Below are 22573 nucleotides of genomic sequence, written 5' to 3'. Positions count from 1 at the left end.
AACATGTCAGGAGAAATGAATATGACAAAAAGAAAGAGTATCTACGCGGAAGGGTTCAGTCACAAGAACCCGATTCCGGCGGCCAGCCAGATTGGCTCTATGGTGTTTTCGGGCAGCATTCAGGGAACGGATCCCTCAACCGGTGAATATGGTTCGACGATACAGGAGCAGAGCAGGCTCATGTTTGATCATGTGAAACGTATCTGCCGTGCCGCTAGGCTGGAACCCACGGACATTATCAAGATGCATGTCTGGATGAACGACCGGTCGCAACGTGCAGCCTTGAACGAAGAATGGCTGGCGCTATTTCCCGATCCTGATTCCAGGCCGGCCAGGCACACCATGCAAGCCAGCCTGGATGGTGGCAAATTACTGGAGTGCGACTTTATTGCCGTGAAGGGGGAAGCAAATGCCTGATTATCTTGCCCCTGACCCAAACCCACGTTCGCCCAATCCCAAACCGCCTGCCAACAGTTGTGATTGTCAGTTCCATGTATTCGGATCGGCAACCAAATACCCCGTCAGGGCCGGCGCGGCCTACGAAATGCCCTCGGCCACGATAGAGGTGGCATTGCAATTGCATCGAACGTTGGGAATAGAAAGAGGTGTCATTGTCCAGGCAACAACATACGGGGCCGACCATCAAGTGGTCCTGGACGCACTGGAGGCGTCCGGACCGGGCTACCGAGGTTGTGCCAATGCACTAGTGCTGCTTGAAGGCAGTGACAGTGATCTCGAAAAGCTCGATTCGGCAGGCATAAAAGGAGCCCGCTTCAATCGCCAGGGGCTGGGCGTGAGTATGTCGGAAAAAGAATTTGATCATGCGATCGCACGCATTCGGGAACTGGGCTGGTACGCGAAGTTTCAGCCTGAAGCGACCGGCATCATGGATCAACTTGCCATGTTTCAGTCGCTGGACATTCCGGTGATGCTGGATCACATGGGGCGTCCCGATCCTCGCTCAGAAAGCGCCGACCCTAGCCTGAACGCTGTTCTGGAGTTGCTGAAAAAAGGCAACTTCTGGGTCATGCTTTCTCTGACAGAAAAGGTATCACGCGCTGGTGCGCCCTGGAATGATGTCATTCCCATTGCACAGGCCTATATTGAGGCAGCGCCGGATCGTGTCGTATGGGGGAGCGACTGGCCGCACCCGGTGTCGGTCAAGCAGCCGCCAAACGAGGGTGATCTGGTCGAACAACTGTACCGCTATGCGCCTTCCGAGGCCTTGCTTAAAAAAATACTGGTTGATAATCCAACCGCCTTCTTTGGATTTGAGAAATGAAGATAGTTTCTTTTGTGATACAAAACAGAGCGCGATTCGGCGTGGTCATTGAACATCAGGTTGTTGATCTGACCGACGCTTTCGGTCCGGATATCAGTACCGTCAATGCACTGCTGGGCAGCGACAAGCTGGCAAGTGTCGTTCAATCGCTGCCTGATGGTGCGCCACGTTACGCCCTGGAAGAACTGCATTATCTGCCGCCTATACCCAACCCTGGGAAAATCATTTGTGTGGGGATCAATTATCACCATCGCAATGAAGAATATAAAGACGGCACCGCAGCACCTGCCTATCCCAGCGTCTTCCCACGGTTCGCGTCATCCATCACCGGCCACGGGCAGCCGTTGATTTGCCCGGTTGAAGAGTCGGAGCAGCTTGACTACGAGGGCGAAATTGCAATCGTGATCGGAAAGCGCGGCCGGCGCATTCCGCAGCAGCAGACGCTATCTCATATTGCAGGCCTGACTTGCCTGAATGAAGGCAGCGTACGCGACTGGTTAAAACACGGAAAATTTAATGTCACGCAGGGAAAGAACTTCGATCAGAGTGGCTCTGCCGGGCCCTGGCTGGTTACTGCCGACCAATTCCCTCGTTATGACAATCTTGAAGTGATCACACGGGTGAATGGCGAAGAACGTCAGCGCGATACCACCGCGAACTTGATGTTCTCTTTCGAGTATCTGATCCATTACATTTCCCGGTGGACGACGCTGGAGCCTGGGGACGTGATCTCTACCGGCACGCCGACGGGTGCCGGGATTCGATACGATCCGCCAAAGTTTCTTCGGGAAGGGGACGTGGTGGAAGTGGAGGTGCCGACAATCGGCATTCTGAAAAATACTGTCAGAAATGGATGAATGATGCTCAGCAAGCAAATACACAAGAAAGCAATGCGCCTGTTGCTGGATGCAGAAAAAAATGCAACACCCGTTGCGCAGCTGGACGAAACTTTTCCTGGGTTGCAGATCGCCGACGCCTATGAGATACAGAAACTGGTCATTGCTGACAAGATAGCGCATGGCGCCGTCCTGCGTGGACACAAGATTGGCCTGACATCCAGGGCAATGCAATCGACGCTTGGCATCAATGAGCCTGATTATGGCCATTTGCTGGATAACATGTTCTATTACGACGGTGATCGAATTGCCGCAGACCGCTTTATTGTGCCGCGCGTTGAAGTGGAGTTGGCGTTTGTCCTTGGAAAGGCGCTCAAGGGCCCGAACGTGTCGCTATTTGATGTTCTGGAAGCGACCGACTTTATACAGCCCGCTCTTGAACTGGTTGACGGACGTACCCGGTATCCTCGACGGATTGTTGACAATATCGCGGACAATGCTGCTTCTGCTGCGGTTGTGCTGGGTGGCCGGGTCGTACGGCCCATGGACATTGACCTTCGCTGGGCCAGTGCGCTTTTGTATAAAAATGGCACCATCGAAGAATCGGGCGTATCTGCTGCGGTTCTTGGGCACCCTGCAATGGGGGTCGTATGGCTGGCGAACAAAATCGCTGATTTTGGCGGTGTCCTGGAAAAAGGGCACATCATACTGGCCGGATCCTTCACCCGTACCGTTCCTGTCGCAAAAGGCGATGTGATTCACGCAGACTTCGGCACACTGGGCAGCATCTCTGTCAGTTTCAACTGATCAAGGGAGAGTCGCAATGATTGCAGGCAAGAACAAATTCAAGCAGGCATTGGCCCAGGGACAGCATCAACTTGGGTTGTGGGTGTCCTTGTGTAACGCGTACAGTGCCGAAATTGTGGCTGGCGCAGGGTTTGACTGGCTTTTGCTGGATACCGAACATTCACCGAACGAGGTCTCTGGTGTGCTTGCCCAGTTGCAGGCAGCGGCGCCTTACCCCGTATCGGCAGCCGTTAGGCCCTCATGGAACGACGCAGTCCAGCAAAAGCGTTTTCTTGATATCGGTACGCAGACCTTGTTGATCCCTTATGTTCAGAACGAAGAAGAGGCCGCCAGGGCGGTGGCCGGCATGCGCTATCCGCCACGGGGCCACAGGGGCGTGGGCGGAACCATGCGCGCCAGTGATTTCGGCAGGCAAAAGACATACATGCACGAGTGCGAAAATGAACTTTGTTTACTGGTGCAGGTAGAAACGCAGGAAGGGCTCGATAATCTGGAGGCCATTGCCCGGGTAGATGGCGTGGACGGCGTGTTTATTGGTCCGGCAGATCTATCGGCCAGCATGGGACATTTGGGCAACCCGGGTCATCCCGAAGTGCAAAGTGCGATAGAGGATGCGATCCGTCAGGTTCGGGCGCTTGGTAAAGCGCCCGGCATCCTTACATTGGACACGCAATTGGCCCGCCACTACATGGAATGCGGGTCGCTGTTTACGGCCGTGGGTATGGACGTTGCGTTACTGGCTAGAGCGGCCGATCAGTTGGCGGCAGCATTTTCTTTGGCTGAATAACGCCAGATGTACTTTTTTTTCGAGTTTTATAGCAGGTACTGCCGATAAGATTCCTTTGCTGCTCTTACCGGCAGATACCCACCCGACTTTGTTTAAGGATGACATGTTTATTATGAAAGAACACCCTAATCCCTAAATTATCTTTCTGCGCCTGCTTTTCGCTTCTGCAGATAAATGGCGGTTTTGACTGCTGCACCCCGCAGCGGCTCGGGAGGAAGCCAGTTCGGTTTATCCATGGCCAGGACATCGACAAGTTCCTGGGTGCGATGCCCCAATATCAGCTCCGCAAGTAATTTTCCGTAGCAGGTGCCTTTCAGTACGCCGGCGCCATTGCACCCGACGGACGCAAAAAGATTTGGCGACATTTCGCCAAAATAGGTCGCGCCGTTACGCGTTAGCGCCGTTGCTCCGCCCCACAGGTGTTCGAATCGATGGCTTTTCGCGGCGGGGTAGCGTCGGCGATAACAATCAGTCAACAGTTCCAGCACGGTACTTTCGGTCTGCGGTTTTTCATAAGAATAGGCGCTTCGTACCATAAAGCGTTTGTTTTGGATCTTCCGTAGCGTGGTGCCCATACGGTTCGCTGGAATCAGCCCCCATTCAGGCTCGCTTCCGTGCAACGCGAGCTGCTGTGCATCCAGCTCGGGTGTAATCGCCGCGTAGGTGAAGATCGTGAACATCCGGTCTTTCAGAAAACCCAGTTTGCGCGCAAAGCCGTTGTTGGCAACAATGATTTTTCCCCCGCGAATCAGGCCTTGTGCGGTGAGAACCCCTTGTTCCCGACCCTGCTCGACCGACAAAACGGGGCAGTTCTCCACCAATGTGACATTGGCGGGCAAGTTGTCGGCCAGGCCGCGAATGAGCGCAGCAGGCTGCATAAAAATATTGCTATTGGTTTGAATGGCGTAGCGGTAATATTGAGTGCCCAGACGTTCGGATAGTTGGGCCTGAGAGATTTCCTGGTATGGCACACCCCATTTGTCATACTGACGTGCAGTGTTTTGCAGGCTGATGGCCCCTTCCGCGGTGGCTGCGCCGTGATACTTTCCCTTGGGATTCCAGCCGCAATCAATCTGATACGAATCCACCAGTCGCTTGAGCCAGCGTAACCCGCCGTCATAAACTCGGATTTGCTTTTGTGCCACCTCTGCTGGGCTGATATGGCCCGACATATTGGTGTTATGAGGCAGGGCGATGACGAACCCTGAATTTCGGGCTGACGAGCCCTCTCCAACGACACCAGCCTCCAGGACCAGGATGCTGGCGGACGCATTCAATTCTGCCAGCCTGCGCGCTGCGGCCAATCCGGTGTATCCGGCCCCGATAACGATAAAATCGTACTTGCTTTGAATCGAAATATTTGTCTTCGCTGTTCGCGCAGGCAACAGAGAGTTCCACCCGGACCGACTTTCGTAGACGGGGTAAGTTGTTCTAGACGACATGTTTAACCTTGATGTTTTTATAGAAAACTATGCACGAGCTTCCAGGCTTTTTTGGACTTCGTGTTGGACCGTGTCCCAGATCTGCGCTTTGAGTTCGTTGAACCGTGGTGACAGTTGAACACTCGCATTACGGGGGTGAGGCAGGTCATTGGGGATGTCCTGTACCACCTTGCCAGGCTTGGAGCCCAGTACAATAACGCGGGTCGACAGTAGCAGGGCCTCATCAATCGAATGGGTAATGAACACAATTGTCTTGCCGCTCTGCTCATAAATTCTGATCAGTTGCTCTTGCAACACTTGTCGTGTCATGGCGTCCAGGGCGGCAAACGGTTCATCAAGCAGAATCACATCCGGGTTGGTGGCAAGCACACGTGCAATCGATACCCGCTGGCGCATGCCTCCGGACAAGGCTTTGGGAAAGGCGTCTTCGAATGATTGCAGTCCAACCATATCGATATACTTCTGCGCAACTTCGTGCCGCTCTTTCTTGGCAACGCCCCTGAGCTTTAACCCGAATGCCACGTTTTCCAATACAGTCATCCATGGGAACAGCGCATATTGCTGGAAGACCATGCCACACTGAGGATCAACGTCGTTGACCTCGTGACCGTTGACGACAATCCGTCCTGTGGACGGACGCACAAAACCTGCGATCAGGTTGATCAACGTGGACTTGCCACAACCGGATGCGCCCAGCAGGACCACGAATTCGCCTTTCTTGACCTCAATATTCACTTTATCCAGAACATTCAATGGCCCGTAACTCTTGCTCACATTCTCAATATTTATCATGTCAATCCCCCTTTAGCGCTGCCAGCGCAAAACCCGGTTTTCAATACGGCGCAGAATCACGTCAATAATCAATACTGTGATACTGATCATGACCATGCCCAAGACAACCGTGTCAGTCTGGAAAAACTCTTTGCCGTTCATTATCATGAACCCGAGTCCCTCTTTAGCTGAAACAAGTTCAGCGGAGATGACGCAGGTCCAGGACAACCCCAGAATGATCTTGAAGCCGCTTATGATCTGTGCAAGACTTGCGGGCAAAATGACTTCCCGCATGACCTGGAACCGGCTTGCTCCCAGGTTTCGGGCCGCGAGCACCAGCACCTGGTCAACATTGCGTGTGGCTTCGATCACGTAAAGCAGCGCTGGCGCGATTGTTCCCATAAAAACAATGCTGTACTTCTGTGTTTCTGTAATGCCGAACCAAAGCAGTGATAGCGGAATCCAGCTCATGGAAGGTAAGGGCCGAATCAGCGAAATGATGGGATCAAATACTGCGCAGAAACGGCGGGATGTGCCCAGCACCAGCCCCAAGGGAATGGAAATGGCCACGGCGAGCGCAAATCCAATCATCACCCTGCGCGTGGATGCCAGCACGTGTGACATCAGCACGCCATCGTTCAGAGTCCGGATTCCACGCAAGACCACTTCGGTCGGGGAAGGAAGAAAGATGGGATCGACCAGCCCGAAGCGACACACCATTTCCCAAACTGAAACGAAAACGACGACCGATATAAAACTGATCAGGACGAGTTCCCGTTTTTTGGAAACGTAAGACATACTTGGATACTCCTGGTATTTTGTGAAATCGAATCTCAAATGAAATTCGGATTGATCCAGTCGCTCACTTTGGGAGCGCTGTCCAGTTGCTTGTAGGTAACCAGCATTTCGGCCAGCTTTTGAAGGCCTGTGACGAACTTTCCGTCTTTAGCCATCAGGTCCTTTTGCTGGTCTAGCGTGTACCATTCGGCTCCTTTAATTGTTTGCAACTGCTCCGCGTCGCTCAGATTGGTCAGCTTTTTGAGAATCGGAACCGCCTTTTCGGGCTCGTTTTTCAGAACTTCGCAAGATTGGAAATAGGCCTTGATAAAGCTTTTGACCGCCTCCGGGTTAGATTCCGCATAGGATTTCTTCACAACCAACAGATCAGGGCCCGGCGTCGTTCCAAATTCCTTGTACAGGCTGAAACTTGTATCGTCAGCCAGCAGCTTGACGCCTGGCATTGAGGACAGAATGTTAAATTGCGGGGTCCATGCGGCGCAGGCATCGATCTGACCTGATTTCATCGCTGCAATGATCTCGGGTCCGGAGATATTGATTACGTTAATATCCTTGTCTGGCGTCATACCACTGGCTGCAATCAAGTCCAGCACCAAAAGATGCGTGCTGGATGCAAACGCCGTGCCAATCGTTTTGCCTTTTAGGTCCGCGATGCTGTTGATCCCTTCCTTGACGAACAGGCCCTCAACCTTTCCGAAGTTTTCCGGCACACCCACTACATAGAATTGCTTCACACCGCGCGCCATCAGCGCCATCGTTGAAATGGAGCCAAATCCCGCCAAATCCACGTCCCCCGCCATCATTGCACTTAGCCGTGCAGAGCCGGTTACAAACGATTCCCAGCGCAAATCAATGCCTTCTGCCTTGAGCAGACCATTTTCGATTGCCAGATACGTGGGATAGTGCGAAAGCCATGGAGAGCCCCCGTATGCCATTTTTTGCAGCTCTTTTGCCGAGGCAAAAAGCCCTGTTCCTGCCAGGCCGATAGCACCCGCACCTGCGAGAGTGTTTTTAAGAAAAACGCGACGATTAGTTGATATCACTTTGACCTCCTTTAGTCAATATAGATTTTGAGTACTCTTTAACCATGGAATTTTTGTCTGCAACTTGGGCAGAACATGCTGTTCCAGTGCCTGACGACTGCTTCGATAGATTTTCTCTGCGGCATCTTCATTTTCTCCTCGTCGGGAGATCAAATAAACCGTTCGTTGCAATGCTGGTCCCGGCAACGGCAGAACTGCTACTTTGTCCCAGAATGACAGCCCCTGGGCGACGCATAACGGCGAGGTGATTGTCCATCCAAGCCCCGAGGCCACCATCGCCATGACCACATCTGCCGAATCAATTTCCAGATAATGGGGAATGCTGACATTGCACCGTCGCAAATAGCGCTCGATCTGTCCGCCGTAATGAGAGCGTGATGCAAATCGAATAAAAGGCATGGCCTGTGCGCACGCATTCAGATCCCGTTTTGCGATCAGGGCTTCCTTTTCTTTCGATACAACAATCAGGAACGGCTCCTGATAAAGCTTAGTTCTGACCAGATCGTCCATGTCCTCGACGGGGTCAGAGGACACAATCAGGTCCAGTTGGCGGTTCAACAGACCATTTGAATGGGTATGGGAAAGCCCCGACCAAGCCAAGATACGGCTGGTATTGGTCACCATCGATTTCAGAACGTACGGCCCTACCGTTGCAGAGAAGGAATCGATCATGCCCAACCGGATCTCAACTTGGTTGAACAAAGCCGCTTCGCGTGTCTGTGCAATCAGCCGGTCCATTTCTTCCACAATCTGCTTGGCCTTGCGACTGAGGGAAATGCCAGCGGGCGTCAACTTGAACGGGCGCCGCTTGCGATCGATCACTTGTGTCTTGAGAATCTCCTCAATATTTGAGACCACTTGCGACACCGCTGATTGGCTGATACCAAGATCTTTGGCGGCATGAGAAAAGTTTCCATGCGTTGCGAGTACCTCAAAAATCCTTAATGCCTTTATATCCAAGGAAGTGGCCTTGGTCATGTTTGCCTCCATTTTTTTATTAGCAATATACGGTACAGAGCAAATTTATCCTAGGATATGGCTCATACCATAAGTAAAAATTATAGTAAGTCACATTTGTGCTAATGATAGGGTGTTCAAGCAGGTATGTCGGCATGACATCGAGCCAAGCACGGCGCGCTCAACGTGGGGGTGACGGTTTAACTTGAAAAGGCAGGGTAAAGTGTTTGTGTTGACATTGCTGTCCACGCATTTGCGCTGACGTGGACACACAACTGCCTCGAGGAAGCGTGTTATGTGGCGTGGACGCTACCGCCGCAGGTAGTGCAGCAATATTGATGAATGAGGGAACGTATTGGGTGTGATCCAGAAAGCCCAGCATTCTCCAGGCTTATTCATCGGAGATTGAACAGAAGCCTGGTGATTCGAATTAGCACAAAAACAACTACAGGTAACGAGAGCGGTAATGCCAAATTATACAGCCACCACCCCAGCAGATGCCGGCAGGCTCTCGACGCGAAAGGTAGCAAGCAGCGGGTCGATCGCAGCAACCGGCGCGACGGCGAGGGATGACAATCCAAGCCATGACGCTAAAAGCCTAAGCTCTTCGATCAGCCGTTCGATCGTGTGGGGCGGTGCATCGGGCTCGACATGCGCTCGCTGGACGATCAGCGCGCCAGACTGGCGATCCCCCTTGAGATCTACACGCGCTACGATCGCGCCATCCAGCAGGAAGGGCAGCACGTAATAACCGTGCTCGCGCTTGTGTGCCGGCGTGTAGATTTCCAGCCGATAGCGAAAGTTGAACAGCCTCTCTGTGCGGGCGCGATGCCATATAAGCGGATCAAAGGGCGAGAGCAGCGTGGCGCCTTCGATCTTGCGACCGGCGCGCGCGTCCTTGTGCAGATAGGCTTGCTGCCGCCAGCCGCGCACGCGCACGGGGATGATGGTTCCTTCCTCGACCAGTTGCTGAAGCGGCTGCCGCACGTCCGCAGCGGGAATACGGTAATAATCGCGCAGGTCCTCTTCGGTGGCGACGCCAAGGGCCTTGGCCGATCGGGCGAGCAGGGCTCGCTGTGCATCCACAGCACTTGGTGTGGGGTGTTCAAGTACGGCACGAGGCAAAACACGTTCAGGCAGGTCATAGACGCGCTCGAAACTGCCCCGGCGATGTGTCGAGGCGATCTGCCCCGACCAGAAAAGCCATTCGATGGCGTGCTTTACTTCGCTCCAGACCCACATCTCCTTGGTGGCTCCTTTGGTAGCCGGTGCGGCGGCGGGCGACAGATCGGAAGCCGCCTGGGGGCCTTCTGCGCCGATGCGACGCAGGATGGTATCCGCTTCGGCTCGCCTTGCTTTGGCGAAGGGTTGTAGCTGCGTCCAGATTCCGTCGCCACGAAGCGCGCGATCCATGCGCCAGCGCAATAAAGGCTGGCAGTCCATCGGCAGCAGCGAGGCCGCATGCCCCCAATATTCGAAGAAGCGTTTTGACTTGGCGACAGTATCGGTGTCTAAAAGCGTGCGGTCGTAGGAACCCAGACGGGAAAAAAGTGGCAGGTAATGGGCACGCACAAGGACGTTCACACTGTCGATCTGGAGTACGCCAAGTTGTCCGATCGACCGGCGCAGGTGCGCGGTGCTAATGTTGCCATCACGGGTGATGCCATTGAAACCCTGCGCTGTCAGCGCGATACGACGAGCCTGGGCAGGGGAGATTTCCGACTTCGTTAATTTTGACATTCGCACAACGCCTTATCGTTTTCCGGGAGGCCGCAGGACGTGCGTAGACGCGCGGCGATTTTTTCCATTATAAGTATGGAATAAAAGAGCGCCTTACTGATGCGCAGGATTAGCTGAAAATAGTCGGTGAGGTTGTGCCGAGACTGCGTTGGTTTCTATATTCTTATTTACTCAATGAGCCATAAGCCGGAACCAACACCGCCATTCGGTACCTGTTTATTTGTATGTGATGATCATCGTACCCGTTCAATTTATTGGAATTTGTCCTTGCATTATTGCATCCTGTAGGATACAAATCTGGTCAAACATCTAAGGTAAATTTTATGAATAAGGTCAGTGGAGTAGCCATAAGTGAAATTGACGCCTCTGAGTACTTAACCACATCGGAGGATATCGTCGCATATTTGAATGCTGTCATTGAAGAGGATGATGGCGATCTGTTTTTGGCAGCGCTGGGGGATGTGGCGAAGGCGCTAGGAATGGCTCAGATCTCTGAAGTGACTGGCTTGGGTCGTGAGAGTCTTTATAAAACATTCTCTGGAAAGACCAAACCACGTTCCGAGACCGTTAACGCTGTCCTTAAAGCCGTTGGCGCGTCTATTCAGCTTACGGCAAAAGTGGGACGTTAATTTATTGGAAAGTGAGGCAGTAAATGTGTTAATAGCGCCTGAGTCTTTGCGTCTGGTATAACGATGTCTGGACTTTATTCATGGAAAGCCCTCGGCGTCTTCGGATCTTATAAATTGCATTCCAAAAAATCGATACCAGTCCAGCCTTTGGCGACGGTATAGCGCAACCGCTTATCTCTTGGTCGGCATCCTACTTCCCCAACGTGTTCTGCTTGCTCAACCGCTCATAATTATCCCGCAGCAACAAGCTCGCGAAGTAGATATGCTCGAGCATGAGCTGTTCGGCACGCGCGGCGTCCTTCTCGATAACCACTGTGACGATACGGTGGTGATCCTGATTCTAGCGGTTGATGACGCCATGGAATTTATCTAGCATTACGCCGTAGCGCTATCATTCTGCGCAGATGTGAACAATCCGGCGATCAATGCGCTGATGTACCAGATTAGCGGTCCATAACAGCTGCCTGTCGGTCCCGGGCTTTCCGATAAGTTGTACGCCCAGTGGCAGGCCCCCGCGTGATTGGGTGGTCGGCAAATGTATGGCAGGCCAGCCAAGCAGCGTCCAGATTCGATTGAAGGTGGATTCCCCAGTGCTTCCCAACCCGCGAGGCGCAGCCCCCTTTGCACTGGGTGTCAATATTACGTCTGTGTTCTGTAGCGCATGCAGCAAGCGCACTTCACAAGACTTTACGGTATTGAGTGCATGGTGATATTCGGCCTTCGAGATACCAGAACCCTGTTCGCAAGTTGCACGCAGCGTTGCACTAAAGTGCCGCCAGTTTGCTGCATGCGTCGTCTGTATTGTGTATGCCATCTCATAGAACATGATCGTTTTGTGCGCAATGGTCAGCGTCTTCCATTCGTCTTCCATGTTCAGGCACGAGACGTTAGCACCGTTCTCTGTCAAGCGAGCACCTGCCATGTCCATTTCGCTTATTGTCTCGGCAGCTGGGCCAGCGTGTAATGCATCCACGCGAGCCACCCGCAACGCGTCCATCCTGGCGGCGGTCGGCGCTGGTTGAGTTGGCAGCAACACCTGGGCAATCCGATCGGCCAGCTTCACATTTGTCGTAAACCAGCCCAGCGTGTCCAGGCGAGGGCTCACGCCCGTGACGCCTTTCATGGACACAAGGCCATAGGTCGGCTTGAATCCGACTGTGCCGCAATAAGCGGCGGGGCGGATGATCGAGCCTCCAGTCTGGGTGCCAAGTGCTGCCGCCACCATTCCGCATGCCACAGCTGCAGCCGATCCGCTGGACGATCCGCCAGGTGTATGTGCTGGATTCCAGGGGTTACTCGTAGGCCCGGCGTGGGCGTATGCCATTTCGGCGGTAACCGTTTTGCCAATTGCTACCGCACCAGCCTGCCGTAAAAGCGCTACGCAATCCGCATCGGCACCTGCGCACGGTAATGGCGCCTTTTGCATCACGCCGTTGCCGGTAGGCATGCCGGCAACATCGATAATGTCCTTGATTCCCACCGCCAGTCCTGAAAGCGCTCCTTCCTGAGCTCGCGCTTTCAGCTCCTTCAGTGTACGGGCCAGAACGTCCGGGTCAAACCAGGCCCAGGCTTGCACGGCAGGTTCTTGCCGGCCGATACGTTCCAGCAATTGGCTATGTATGTCGGGATCGCGAAGATCTTCGTAGGAATTGGTCGCATTCATCCCACACAGTATGCGGCAAGGCGGCAGGGCGTGGCGTGACTTTTTGGAAGTGGCGCCGTTCCGAATGATTGTTTGTCACGGCAGCGCAAGTTGGGCGAGAATACTTCGCATAGGAGGCATACTCTATGCATACATTTTCTGATCAGCTTGGTTTGCCCTGCGTTGTCATGCGCGGTGGCACATCCAAGGGCCCGTTCTTTCTGGAGTCCGATCTGCCCCCGCCCGGCGAGCAGCGCGATCGCATCTTGCTGCGCGTTTTGGGAGCCCTTGAGCCCAGACGCATCGACGGCATTGGCGGGCCGGACCCGCTGGTGAACAAGATTGCGATTATTTCCCCGTCCAAACGCGCCGATGCGGATGTCGATTATCTGTTCGCGCAAGTGTGCATTCACAAGAATACGATTGATTACAACGTTAACTGTGGCAATATGCTGGCGGCCGTGGGTCCCTATGCCATTGACCAGGGGTTGGTGAAGGCTGACGGCCTGGCAACCACGGTCAGAATATTCAATGTCAACACCGCCAAGCGCATCGTCGCTACGGTACAGACCAATAATGGACGCGTCCTGTACCAGGGCGATGCGCGCATCGATGGCGTGCCGGACCAGGCTGCGCCTGTCTGGTTGCGTTTTGAAGACATGGCCGGCGCCAAAACAGGCAAATTGCTGCCAACCGGAAACGTTGTCGATATCATGAATGGCATCGAAGTGAGCTGTGTAGATGCTGCCGTGCCCATGGCCATTGTCGCTGCCGACGCGTTCGGGCTGACGGGGCATGAGTCGGCCGAGGTGATCAATGCCAATGCCGATTTGCTGGCGAAGGTGGAAGACTTGCGCTGTACTGCCGGACGCGCCATGGGCCTGGGCGACGTATCGCGCTCCGAAATGCCCAAATTGACGCTTGTGGCAGCGCCTGCTAGCAACGACGCGACGCTGGCTGCCCGCTATTTCATGCCCTACACATGCCATTCCGGCTTTGCCGTGACCGGTGCGGTTTGCCTGGGGGTGGCCGCGTTTCTAGGCGGTTCTGTCGCCCAACGCGTTGCCCGGCAGACCACCGGGCCCGTCCGTATTGAACACCCGCAGGGAAGTATTGAGGTGGATGTACAGCGCTATAGTGCTGGCGCAGGTGGTGATCCGGACGTACGTGCGGTCAGTCTGCTGCGTACTGCCAGGCGACTGTTCGCAGGGACTGTTTATGTCCCGGATACCCTCGTAGCCGAAGCACCGGAATCTATTCTTCAGGAGATAGTCACATCATGAATCGCCGCCAATTCCTTCTTAGTGGATCAATCGCCGCAGGTACATTCGCTTTTCCGACTGTTTTTGCCTCAAACTATCCCACGCGCCCGGTGAGCCTTATTGTGCCATTCCCGGCTGGTGGCGGGACGGATACCCTGGCTCGTCGCCTGGCCCGGTTTGTCGCGGACAAGTGGGGTGTGCCCGTCGTTGTGGAAAACAGGCCTGGCGCCGGTGGTGGCATTGGCGCAGCCCAGGTGGCGTCGGCGAAACCGGATGGCCATACGTTGCTGATGACCACGGCCGGGGTCAGTTCCATTAATCCCGAGCTCTACAGCAAGCTATCCTATGATCCGGCAACGCAATTTAGCCCGATCAGCCGCGTTGCCTCGACCGTGTTTGTTGTCGTGGTAAATCCGTCATTACAAGTGAAATCGATAAAAGAACTTATCGCCCTGGCCAAAAGCGAGCCAGGTGCCTTGACCTTCGGCACAGCAGGTAACGGTGCCGCCGGCCACTTGCCGGCAGAATTGTTCAAGAATATGGCAGATATCGGCATCCAGCATATTCCCTATCGTGGTACTTCCCCTGCGCTTGTCGACCTGCAGGGTGGCCAGATCTCTATGATGTTTGCCATTCTTGGCGCGGCATTGCCAGTTATCAAATCAGGCGCCTTGCGCGCCCTGGCCACAACCGGCGAACAGCGCTCGCTCGTATTGCCGGATCTGCCCACGGTTGCCGAAGACGCACTGCCCGGTTACTCCGCCGATGAATGGTGGGGCGTGGCAGCGCCGGCAGGCACACCACAGGCGGCCATTGACCGCTGGAATTTGGCCATGGGCGAGTTTTTCAAAGACGCCGAATCAAATGCCTGGCTTGTGGGCAGCGGTTTTGAACCGGCTCATGATTCACCCAGCGCGTTTTCAGACCTGATTGCCAATGACCGCAAGAAGTGGAGCAAGGTTATTCACGATGCGGGCGTTGTTGTGGGCTGATCATTCCGCCTTTGGTGTTTCCGGCGTGCTGCCCAGCATGGTCAGCAGTCGCGAGGCTGCAGGTGACAAGATGACACCCGGATCGCAGACCAGGCACAAATCGAACTTTGCCCAGGAGTCTTTCAACGAAACCAGCGAGATATCCGGCGCGGTAATCAACTGCGCCGGACTCAGGGGGACCACTGCGACACCCGCACCGGCGCGGACCAGCGAGAAAACGGCAGAAAAACTCGTTACCAGCGAATCGACGGACGCCTTTTCGGATCGAGCAGAGGGCGGCGCACCTGCCAGCCGTCCGAGGGCGCTATCGGCGGCACGGCCAATATGTGGGTAAGCGAGTGTATCCGTATAGTGAACGGCACCTTGCCTCGCCAAAGGGTGATTCTTTGGTACTGCCAATACCAAAGGCGTGGTCCGATATGGACGTGCGCTTAATGCACCCAGCTCAGTATCGGCACTGGCAATACCAATATCTGCCCAGCCTTCGGCGACCGCCTGAACAACCGCAATACTGGTGGCTTCGCGAACCGATATCTTGATATCCGGATATTGACGATTGAAATACACCAGCTGATCGGCAAGCCCGCAAGCCAGGCCGGAGGTATTCGAAGCCAAGCGTACGCTTCCGGCCGTGCCATTCGTAAAGTCGGCCATATCGTCCTGAAGATTGTGAAACTCCTTCAGTATTGACTGGGCCCGGCGGGCAAGCGCAACGCCCGCCGGATTCAGGCGTGCCCCCTGGGAATGACGCTCCAGTATCGCCGTACCAAGTTGATCTTCCAGCTCCAATATTCGCTTGCTAACGGCAGAGGCAGTCAGGTGCATGCTTTCAGCGGCACGCGCAACGCTGCCCGTGGCCTTAACCGCCAGTACCAGCTGCAAGGTGAACAAATCAAAGCGCGGCATGGATGCCTGTACTTTTGTTTTCATGTGATCGATCAAAAGCGCTCAATGATGATGGTTTTGACTTCGGATGTGAAAGTGTCAGTATGGGGAACAGGGTGAAGTTGGGCGTGCGTTTGTTCAGGTAAAGGTGATTGTTGGTCAGTAAGTTAGCGTAATTTAGAGAAATTGTCGAGAATTGACGAGTGAACCTGTGCTGTATTTAATTTCGGCAGACGACATTTCGTGAGATGGGGATACTGTTGACGCACGACGCACGACGCACGACGCACTATGTTTCCTGCTGCAACAACCTTCAGTTTTTTTTTTGGTGGCTCAGACTTTTTCAGTACTCTTGCCAAATCTAGCCGGAAGATGCCGTCGTTCGTTGCAAACTTAATGAGTCATCATAGTGCGAAGCCATCCCGCTGTCATCATTCATCCACGGTAAGTCAGCCGTTGCACGGCAGCTTCGTCCACCTCGACGCCCAGCCCCGGGCCGCTCAGTGCAGTGGTAAATCCATCGGCTTGCGCTACCGGTGTGGCGACAAGTTCCTGTTGAACAGCCACAGGAAATGGCTTGAGTTCAAATAAACGTGTGTTTGGAGATGCGAGGGACAGATGCAGGCTGGCCGCAGTGGTGATTGCCGTGCTCCAGGCGTGCGCGTTTACCGTTAGCCCGGCGCGACCGGCGCATCGATCGATTTCTCGGAAACCGGTGATGCCCTCCGCGCGTGCCGGATCGATGCCCAGCACATCTACCGTGGCACTGTCGATCAGGCGTTGGTAGCCAACGACAGTCCATTCGCGTTCACCGCTGGCAATAGGCACGGCTACCGCGGTCTTAAGCAGGCGATAGTCTTTCAGATGTGTGGGATAAAACGGCTCCTCGACCCAGCCTATGTCGTGCTCGGACATGCGCCGCACGGTGTCGATGGCAGTGTCGGCATCCCAGCGCAGCCCGTTGCCCACGTCCACCAGGATCTCCACGTCCTGCCCCGCCGCGCGCCTCAGGCCAGCTACCAGTGCAATACTGCTTTCGGGATCATGGCCGATAGTGGAGAGCGATTTTTTGCCCAGCCCCAGCTTTACGCTGCGAAAGCCTGCATTGAAGAACCCCATGGCTTCGTCAATGCAGGCCGAAAGGCTTTCCTTGTTGACGTGGCAACTTGCGTTGGCGGGCAGCCGGTCGTGATGCTGACCCCAAAGCGCGGACAGAGGCTGACCTTGAATTTTTCCGTGTATGTCCCAAAGCGCCATGTCGATTGCGCTGATTGCGAAGGAAGCGATGCCCCCCTCGCCGTACCACCAACTATGATCACGCATTTTCTGCCAGCACTGCGCTACGCTGGTTTCTCCGGCCTGCAAAAGTAACGGCCCAAACCCTTCTTCGATCAAAAGCGCTGTTGCGCGGCAGGCTTCGGGCCACATGGCAATCGCCTCGCCCCATCCGACCACGCCATCGGTTGTTTCCAGCCGCGCCAGGACTGTCATGCGTTCCCGGTTCAGGTCGTTCGGGTCAACGTACCGCAGGACGTAGGTCTTCAAACGGGCGAGTTTCATTCGAGTGGTCTCCGATGGATTTGGGTCTTGACTTGTAAAAAAGACTATAGTTTAATGAAATTATTGTCAAGTGACCAAGTGGCCTGTCCATTTTGAAAATTACTGTAAACCACGCAGTAATCGACATATCCGTGCACTGGTTTTCTACTTTTGGATGTATTCGTATGCAGTCAGCCCCTAAATTCCAAGCCACCAACGTTGAACGCGATCCTGTTTCCGAACAGGTAGTGGCCCAGCTGCTCGGGATGGTCCGTGCCGGCAACCTTAAAGCCGACGATCGCTTGCCGTCGGAACGCGAGCTGGCGCAGTCCTTTGGCGTGAGCAGGCCCACCATCCGCGAGGCGGTGCGCGCGCTCGTGGTGCTGGGTGTGCTCAAGACGCGCCACGGTGGTGGTATTTTCGTATCCAGTCTTCGTGCTGAAGCGCTCCTGGGGCCGTTGCAGTTCTTTCTGTCGCTAGAGGAAACATCGGTTGATACCTTGTACGACGCGCGCCAACTCATCGAGGGCGGCATCGCCGCACGGGCCGCCAAGGCCGCAAGGGCCGAAGACGTGGCCCTCCTGCAGGCGTTGATTGAGCAGCAAAGGGCCGCTATCGATGACCCACAGGCATATCGAAAACTAGACATCGCATTCCATGAACACATCCACGCCCTGGGTGCCAACCCGTTTCTATCGCGGGCGGCGAGCAGTCTCAATACGCTTGGCCTGGAATTTCGCACCACGGCTTCTGAATCGCGAGAGGTTATCGCCCAGAGCCTGCTCGACCATGATGCCATCGTCGCGGCATTAGGCGCCAACGATAGCGCGGCCGCCGAGCAGGCGATGCGCCAACATATGTGCAACGTTCTGGAATCCACCCGCGAGTCGATGGCAGCCGCCCGGCAATCTCAACACACATTTACTCAAGGAGATGCCTGATGAGCACACTTCCCCGTTTTGATGGCGCTACTGTCGTGGTAACTGGCGCGGGCCGCGGCATTGGTGCTGCCGTCGTGCGTCAGCTGTTGCGAGCCAATGCATCCGTCCTGGCGTTAGTGGAGCCCGGCACAGAAGCCGATTCCGAACTCAATGGCTTGACGGCGTCCAACGGCGCGCAACTGCGGGTACTGGCCGTGGACGTTCGCAGCACGGCAGACGTCGCTCTTGCGGCAAGCGTGGCTGTAAGTGATTTCGGCCGGGTCGACGCGCTCGTGAACAACGCCGGCGTGATTCGCCCCATCGGATTGCTGGGAGACCTGGACGCCGACGCCTGGGCGCAGGTGCTCGCGGTCAATGCCGGCGGCGCTATGCGCTGTGTCCGGGCTTTCCTGCCACTGCTGCTAAAGCGCCGCGGCACCGTCATTAATATGAGCTCGGGTGCAGCATACCGGCCACTGGAAGGCTGGAGCGCCTACTGCGCAAGCAAGGCCGCGCTGGTGATGCTTTCGCGCGCCATTGACCTTGAATATAGCAGCCAGGGAATCCGCGTTTTTTCTCTTGGTATCCCGCCCACTGACACGACCATGCAGGGCGCTATCCGGGCCTCCGGCATGAACGAGCTGAGCAAGATCCCCCAGCATGACCTGACCCCACCGACCGTGACGGCTGCTGTTGCTGCCTGGTTGTGCGGGCCCGATGCGCGCAGCCAGATTGCAAAGATCGAAATCGACGTGCGCGACCCTGAATTTGCGCGCTTCGCACAGGAATCCAAATGAGCGTTTCGCGGAAAAAAAGGCGCGTCGTCGTGACCGACTACACCTTTCCCGATGTGGCGGCCGAGCGAGCCGCAGCCGAGCAACTGGGTGCCGAGTTTATCGCCTGCCAATGCAAAAACCCACAAGAGGTCGTGCGGGCGGTGAAGGGGGCGGATGTAGCGCTTGTGCAGTTCGCGTCGCTCACCGCGCAGGCTATTGCTGGCATGGCCGAAGGCGCTAGCATCATCCGCTATGGCATCGGCTACGACAATATTGATCTGGCGTCGGCGTTCGATCGCGGCTTTGCCGTAGGCTATATGCCAGATTACTGCACTGAGGAGGTGGCCGACCATACCGCTTCCCTGGTGTTGGCCGCACTGCGCAAGCTGTCGCAATTGGACGCGTCGGTGCGGGCGGGCGACTGGAACGCAGTCGCAGTGGCCAAGCCTATCAAGCCCTCAGGCGAGACGACGATTGGTTTTCTGGGAATGGGGCGCATCGGCAGCCTGGTGCTCGCGCGGTTGCTGCCCTTTGGCTTTCGGTTTCTGGTGTCGGACCCGCAGGTGAATGCAGAGCGCGCGGCTGAAATGGGAGTGACCAGCGTAGATCGCGAGGCGCTGTTCAGACAGACCGACGTGCTCTCGCTTCATGCGCCCGCCACAGCCGAGACTACGCATGCAATCAATGCGCAAACATTGCGCACCATGAAACCCAACGCCATTATTGTCAACACCGCGCGTGGCCAGCTGATCGATGAAGCGGCGCTGGCCGAGGCATTGGCTTCCGGCGTGATCGGCGGCGCTGCCCTTGATGTGTTTGAGACGGAGCCGCTACCGCCGCAATCGGCGCTTCGCGCAGTTCCCAATCTCATTCTTACACCGCACGCCGCCTGGTATTCCGATACCTCCATTGTGCGGCTTCAGGAACTCGCAGCAATCGATATCGAGCGATTGCTGTCTGGTCTCGCGCCGCGCCGTCCGGTACCTGGCTCTCGCATTCGAGCCTAACAGGTGGATCGCTAGCCGGACGAATGTGCGTTAGCTATGCACCATCGAACAACATTATGTATGGATAAACGGAGAACAGCATGCCCCAATACACCAGTGCCGAGCGTCGTGTCACGATCGATGAAATTTGCGCCAGCGGTTTTTCTACCCCACTGGATGCGCCGACGGTACCTCGTTTTCCCTTCGGATTTCGCAACGTTGAGGTGCTAAGCCTGGCGTATCGTTCGGACCCCGACAAGATGGGATACTTGCTTCCACCACCGCTCGAACTCAGTGGCGACGTGGTGTTGATTCATATCTACAAGATGAACGACACCGATTGGCTCGGGCCTTACGGCGAAGCCAATGTGATGTTCGGCGCACAGCTGCCTTCGAAACAGGTCAGTGGTGCCTACTCGCCTTACCTTTACCTGAGTTCAGACGTAGGCGTGGCGCACGGGCGCGAAATCCATGGCCAACCTAAGAAATTCGGACTCCCCAAGCTTGAGGTCCGGGACGATGCATGGGTAGCCACGGTTTCCCGAAATGGCATCGATGTCATTACCGGCACAATGGCCTATAAGCAAAAACGAGGCGACATTGCCGCGCTTTCCCAATTGATGGACTTTAGAAACAACTTCAATCTGAAGGCGATCGACCATATTGACGGTACACCCGCCATTCGGCAACTGACCTCCCGCAGCCTGACCGACGTGGTTGTGCACGAATGCTGGGAGGGAGATTGCACCGTCGAACTGCGGCCGAACATCCAGGCGCCTGTTTACCGATTGCCGGTTGTGGAAATGCTTAGTGCTTTCTATTGGCGCGCGGACTTCACGCTAGTGCAAGGCCAGGTTTTGCATGACTATCTTGCGCCTGACTTAAACAACAATTTGAACCATACCTAATGTGGCGAATTTGACAAAAAACACTTAATACTACAAAGGAGACAATCATGCCCCAGGACAACGAGCCGTTAACCGACTCCGCCCGCCGTACCCGTAACGAATTATCAAAGACACAAACGCAAGCCGACCCTTCCGACATCACGCCCAAAAAAATAAGGCGTGTCTTGTGGGCCGCGATCGTCGGTACAGTGATCGAATGGTATGACTTCGTCCTCTTTGCCGTGGCCTCGGGCCTGATTTTCAACAAACTATTTTTTCCGTCCTTGTCGCCGACAGCGGGTACGTTGGCCTCGTTCGCGACGTTGGCTGTCGGGTTTCTGGCGCGTCCGATCGGCGGCCTGATCATTTCTCATTTTGGGGACAAGAAGGGCCGAAAACCCGCGCTGGTGTTCACGATCGCGCTGATGGGCCTATCGACAATCGCTATCGGCCTTCTTCCCACCTATGCACAGATCGGTATCATGGCGCCCGTGTTGCTTGTCGTGTTACGTCTGTTGCAAGGGATCGGGGCCGGCGCGGAGTACGCAGGTGCCCTGATTCTTGTGGCGGAATATGTTCCAGCCAAGAAGAAGGGGTATTACACTGCTTTTGTCTTGTCGGCTACGGTGGTTGGTCTGCTTCTGGCATCGATTATCTTTCGCCTGATCTCCCAGTTACCTGAAGAAGATCTGTTGACATGGGCGTGGCGCATCCCCTTCCTGTTCTCAGCTGTGCTCGTCATCGTCGCGCTATATATTCGCAAGAGCCTGGAAGAGACCCCTGAGTATGTCAGGGCCGTCCAACATGCGAGCGAGCAGAAGCGTGCGGCCTCCATTCCGCTCGGCGAGGTGCTTCGCAAGCAGCCCAAGGCATTGATATGTGGCTTTTTAGCCATGTCAGGCGCCAACGCCGCCACTTATACGCTCAATAGCTTTGCCTTGAGTTACATGGTAAACAACTTGGGGTTTACTAATTCAGATGCCCTGAATGTCATTATCCTTGCTGCCATCGCCGGCATTGTTTGTACTCCCATTATGGGAAAACTATCCGATCGTTTCGGCCATGCCAGGATGTATGTATTGGGTACCCTGTTTATCTTGCTTTATGCTGCGCCCATGTTCTGGTTGATGGATTCGAAAAATATCGTTCTGGCTGCTTTGGCGATGATTATCGGCTACGGTGTGGGGTTTGGCTCGGTTGCAGGGTCGCAGGGCGCATTCTTAACTGGCCTGTTCCCGACCCGCTATCGCTTTACCGGGATCACCTTTGTGCGGGAAATGAACGGGGCCACGGTAGCTGGAATGACGCCCTTTATCGCGACTTGGCTTACCGAACAGGCGGGTGGCAGCTCCACCTATCTTGTTGGTTATTTGATCACGCTTTGCGCTATTTCAATCCTTGCTATTCTGGTTCTGCGGCATAACAAGCAGCCTGACGAAGAGGTTGCCCTGCAAACGTGAGGCGAGAGCAACGGAATGTTGGTCGGGACGGGGAGGGTAGTGCTCGCCGTGCCCCGCCATGGGCGGTCGTTGACGTAAGACGGGTTGAGGCGTCAACGGCGAGTTGAGTTTATTCAAGATTTTGTGATATGA

At 55.1% G+C, this 22573-nt stretch carries 22 protein-coding genes; 13 read left to right on the top strand and 9 right to left on the bottom strand.

All coding sequences use genetic code 11. From position 1 onward, the window contains the following. The first annotated feature begins 21 nt into the window (after nt 1-21). Genes INT32_RS21020 through hpaI form a run of 5 tightly spaced genes read left to right on the top strand, consistent with a single transcriptional unit; the run spans nt 22 to nt 3712 of the window. On the top strand, nt 22-417 hold the full coding sequence (locus tag INT32_RS21020) for a RidA family protein (protein ID WP_193090652.1): 396 nt from the start codon (nt 22-24) through the stop codon (nt 415-417). After that, on the top strand, nt 410-1282 hold the full coding sequence (locus INT32_RS21015; protein ID WP_193090651.1) for an amidohydrolase: 873 nt from the start codon (nt 410-412) through the stop codon (nt 1280-1282). The genes INT32_RS21020 and INT32_RS21015 overlap by 8 nt, the downstream gene beginning before the upstream one ends. After that, complete coding sequence (locus tag INT32_RS21010) at nt 1279-2139, top strand: fumarylacetoacetate hydrolase family protein (protein WP_193090650.1); 861 nt, start codon at nt 1279-1281, stop codon at nt 2137-2139. Before INT32_RS21015 ends, INT32_RS21010 begins: the two co-directional genes overlap by 4 nt. Nucleotides 2140-2142: 3 nt before the next feature. Beyond that, a complete protein-coding gene (gene hpaH / locus INT32_RS21005; RefSeq protein WP_193090658.1) occupies nt 2143-2925 on the top strand; it encodes a 2-oxo-hept-4-ene-1,7-dioate hydratase in 783 nt (260 codons plus the stop codon). Nucleotides 2926-2941: 16 nt separating this feature from the next. Beyond that, nucleotides 2942-3712 carry a 4-hydroxy-2-oxoheptanedioate aldolase gene (gene hpaI / locus INT32_RS21000; RefSeq protein WP_193090649.1) on the top strand — a complete coding sequence of 257 codons (771 nt, stop codon included), beginning with the start codon at nt 2942-2944 and terminating at the stop codon, nt 3710-3712. A 137-nt stretch (nt 3713-3849) separates the two neighbouring features. Here hpaI and INT32_RS20995 read toward each other — a convergent pair whose 3' ends face one another. The 6 genes from INT32_RS20995 to INT32_RS20970 all read right to left on the bottom strand — a co-directional run bounded on the left by INT32_RS20995 (nt 3850) and on the right by INT32_RS20970 (nt 10463). Then, nucleotides 3850-5154: an FAD-binding oxidoreductase gene (locus tag INT32_RS20995; protein ID WP_193090648.1), complete on the bottom strand. Its 1305-nt coding sequence runs from the start codon at nt 5152-5154 to the stop codon at nt 3850-3852. Between the two features lie 27 nt (nt 5155-5181). Then, on the bottom strand, nt 5182-5946 hold the full coding sequence (locus INT32_RS20990) for an ABC transporter ATP-binding protein (protein WP_193090647.1): 765 nt from the start codon (nt 5944-5946) through the stop codon (nt 5182-5184). Nucleotides 5947-5958: 12 nt separating this feature from the next. Further along, a complete protein-coding gene (locus INT32_RS20985) occupies nt 5959-6723 on the bottom strand; it encodes an ABC transporter permease (protein ID WP_193090646.1) in 765 nt (254 codons plus the stop codon). A 35-nt stretch (nt 6724-6758) separates the two neighbouring features. Beyond that, nucleotides 6759-7766, bottom strand: coding sequence for an ABC transporter substrate-binding protein (locus tag INT32_RS20980; protein ID WP_193090645.1), 1008 nt, complete (start codon nt 7764-7766; stop codon nt 6759-6761). 15 nt (nt 7767-7781) lie between these two features. After that, entirely contained in the window at nt 7782-8744 is a 963-nt protein-coding gene (locus INT32_RS20975) for a LysR family transcriptional regulator (protein WP_193090644.1), read from the bottom strand. 453 nt (nt 8745-9197) lie between these two features. Then, on the bottom strand, nt 9198-10463 hold the full coding sequence (locus INT32_RS20970; RefSeq protein WP_193090643.1) for a winged helix-turn-helix domain-containing protein: 1266 nt from the start codon (nt 10461-10463) through the stop codon (nt 9198-9200). Between the two features lie 323 nt (nt 10464-10786). On the opposite strand from INT32_RS20970, the gene INT32_RS20965 reads away from it, so the two are divergent. Beyond that, nucleotides 10787-11092 (top strand): addiction module antidote protein, encoded by a 306-nt coding sequence (locus INT32_RS20965; RefSeq protein WP_193090642.1) that lies wholly within the window; start codon nt 10787-10789, stop codon nt 11090-11092. Nucleotides 11093-11483: 391 nt separating this feature from the next. Here the strand turns inward: INT32_RS20965 and INT32_RS20960 are convergent, their stop codons facing one another. Next, the gene (locus tag INT32_RS20960) at nt 11484-12755 is read right to left on the bottom strand and encodes an amidase (RefSeq protein WP_193090641.1); all 1272 of its coding nucleotides are present in this window, start codon (nt 12753-12755) and stop codon (nt 11484-11486) included. 125 nt (nt 12756-12880) lie between these two features. Here INT32_RS20960 and INT32_RS20955 point away from each other — a divergent pair, with 125 nt between their 5' ends. After that, nucleotides 12881-14017, top strand: coding sequence for a 4-oxalomesaconate tautomerase (locus tag INT32_RS20955; protein WP_193090640.1), 1137 nt, complete (start codon nt 12881-12883; stop codon nt 14015-14017). After that, nucleotides 14014-14988, top strand: coding sequence for a tripartite tricarboxylate transporter substrate binding protein (locus INT32_RS20950; RefSeq protein ID WP_193090639.1), 975 nt, complete (start codon nt 14014-14016; stop codon nt 14986-14988). The genes INT32_RS20955 and INT32_RS20950 overlap by 4 nt, the downstream gene beginning before the upstream one ends. Here the strand turns inward: INT32_RS20950 and INT32_RS20945 are convergent, their stop codons facing one another. Further along, nucleotides 14989-15918: a LysR family transcriptional regulator gene (locus INT32_RS20945; RefSeq protein ID WP_193090638.1), complete on the bottom strand. Its 930-nt coding sequence runs from the start codon at nt 15916-15918 to the stop codon at nt 14989-14991. It abuts the gene before it with no gap. Nucleotides 15919-16308: 390 nt separating this feature from the next. Then, nucleotides 16309-17433, bottom strand: a complete 1125-nt coding sequence (locus INT32_RS20940; RefSeq protein WP_193090637.1) for a mandelate racemase/muconate lactonizing enzyme family protein — start codon at nt 17431-17433, stop codon at nt 16309-16311. Between the two features lie 164 nt (nt 17434-17597). Between INT32_RS20940 and INT32_RS20935 the strand changes: the two genes are divergently transcribed. From INT32_RS20935 to INT32_RS20915, 5 genes are all read left to right on the top strand, one after another. Beyond that, nucleotides 17598-18353 carry a FadR/GntR family transcriptional regulator gene (locus INT32_RS20935; protein WP_193090636.1) on the top strand — a complete coding sequence of 252 codons (756 nt, stop codon included), beginning with the start codon at nt 17598-17600 and terminating at the stop codon, nt 18351-18353. Beyond that, nucleotides 18353-19129: an SDR family oxidoreductase gene (locus INT32_RS20930; protein ID WP_193090635.1), complete on the top strand. Its 777-nt coding sequence runs from the start codon at nt 18353-18355 to the stop codon at nt 19127-19129. Before INT32_RS20935 ends, INT32_RS20930 begins: the two co-directional genes overlap by 1 nt. Next, nucleotides 19126-20115 (top strand): C-terminal binding protein, encoded by a 990-nt coding sequence (locus INT32_RS20925; protein ID WP_193090634.1) that lies wholly within the window; start codon nt 19126-19128, stop codon nt 20113-20115. Before INT32_RS20930 ends, INT32_RS20925 begins: the two co-directional genes overlap by 4 nt. Before the next feature lie 80 nt (nt 20116-20195). Continuing rightward, the gene (locus INT32_RS20920; RefSeq protein WP_193090633.1) at nt 20196-21002 is read left to right on the top strand and encodes an acetoacetate decarboxylase; all 807 of its coding nucleotides are present in this window, start codon (nt 20196-20198) and stop codon (nt 21000-21002) included. 47 nt (nt 21003-21049) lie between these two features. Beyond that, nucleotides 21050-22441, top strand: coding sequence for an MFS transporter (locus INT32_RS20915; protein ID WP_193090632.1), 1392 nt, complete (start codon nt 21050-21052; stop codon nt 22439-22441). Nucleotides 22442-22573 lie beyond the last annotated feature (132 nt).

The organism is Advenella sp. FME57, from assembly GCF_014897675.1.
In the GTDB taxonomy this organism is placed as follows: Bacteria; Pseudomonadota; Gammaproteobacteria; order Burkholderiales; family Burkholderiaceae_B; genus Advenella.
This window is presented reverse-complemented; position numbering and strand designations above follow the sequence as displayed.

Excerpts from the sequence above, each read along its gene's own strand:
- INT32_RS21020 (WP_193090652.1), top strand. The coding sequence starts at position 22 with ATGACAAAAAGAAAGAGTATCTACGCGGAAGGGTTCAGTCACAAGAAC.
- INT32_RS21015 (WP_193090651.1), top strand. The coding sequence starts at position 410 with ATGCCTGATTATCTTGCCCCTGACCCAAACCCACGTTCGCCCAATCCC.
- INT32_RS21010 (WP_193090650.1), top strand. The coding sequence starts at position 1,279 with ATGAAGATAGTTTCTTTTGTGATACAAAACAGAGCGCGATTCGGCGTG.
- hpaH (WP_193090658.1), top strand. The coding sequence starts at position 2,143 with ATGCTCAGCAAGCAAATACACAAGAAAGCAATGCGCCTGTTGCTGGAT.
- hpaI (WP_193090649.1), top strand. The coding sequence starts at position 2,942 with ATGATTGCAGGCAAGAACAAATTCAAGCAGGCATTGGCCCAGGGACAG.
- INT32_RS20995 (WP_193090648.1), bottom strand. The coding sequence starts at position 5,154 with ATGTCGTCTAGAACAACTTACCCCGTCTACGAAAGTCGGTCCGGGTGG.
- INT32_RS20990 (WP_193090647.1), bottom strand. The coding sequence starts at position 5,946 with ATGATAAATATTGAGAATGTGAGCAAGAGTTACGGGCCATTGAATGTT.
- INT32_RS20985 (WP_193090646.1), bottom strand. The coding sequence starts at position 6,723 with ATGTCTTACGTTTCCAAAAAACGGGAACTCGTCCTGATCAGTTTTATA.
- INT32_RS20975 (WP_193090644.1), bottom strand. The coding sequence starts at position 8,744 with ATGACCAAGGCCACTTCCTTGGATATAAAGGCATTAAGGATTTTTGAG.
- INT32_RS20970 (WP_193090643.1), bottom strand. The coding sequence starts at position 10,463 with ATGTCAAAATTAACGAAGTCGGAAATCTCCCCTGCCCAGGCTCGTCGT.
- INT32_RS20965 (WP_193090642.1), top strand. The coding sequence starts at position 10,787 with ATGAATAAGGTCAGTGGAGTAGCCATAAGTGAAATTGACGCCTCTGAG.
- INT32_RS20960 (WP_193090641.1), bottom strand. The coding sequence starts at position 12,755 with ATGAATGCGACCAATTCCTACGAAGATCTTCGCGATCCCGACATACAT.
- INT32_RS20955 (WP_193090640.1), top strand. The coding sequence starts at position 12,881 with ATGCATACATTTTCTGATCAGCTTGGTTTGCCCTGCGTTGTCATGCGC.
- INT32_RS20950 (WP_193090639.1), top strand. The coding sequence starts at position 14,014 with ATGAATCGCCGCCAATTCCTTCTTAGTGGATCAATCGCCGCAGGTACA.
- INT32_RS20945 (WP_193090638.1), bottom strand. The coding sequence starts at position 15,918 with ATGAAAACAAAAGTACAGGCATCCATGCCGCGCTTTGATTTGTTCACC.
- INT32_RS20940 (WP_193090637.1), bottom strand. The coding sequence starts at position 17,433 with ATGAAACTCGCCCGTTTGAAGACCTACGTCCTGCGGTACGTTGACCCG.
- INT32_RS20935 (WP_193090636.1), top strand. The coding sequence starts at position 17,598 with ATGCAGTCAGCCCCTAAATTCCAAGCCACCAACGTTGAACGCGATCCT.
- INT32_RS20930 (WP_193090635.1), top strand. The coding sequence starts at position 18,353 with ATGAGCACACTTCCCCGTTTTGATGGCGCTACTGTCGTGGTAACTGGC.
- INT32_RS20925 (WP_193090634.1), top strand. The coding sequence starts at position 19,126 with ATGAGCGTTTCGCGGAAAAAAAGGCGCGTCGTCGTGACCGACTACACC.
- INT32_RS20920 (WP_193090633.1), top strand. The coding sequence starts at position 20,196 with ATGCCCCAATACACCAGTGCCGAGCGTCGTGTCACGATCGATGAAATT.
- INT32_RS20915 (WP_193090632.1), top strand. The coding sequence starts at position 21,050 with ATGCCCCAGGACAACGAGCCGTTAACCGACTCCGCCCGCCGTACCCGT.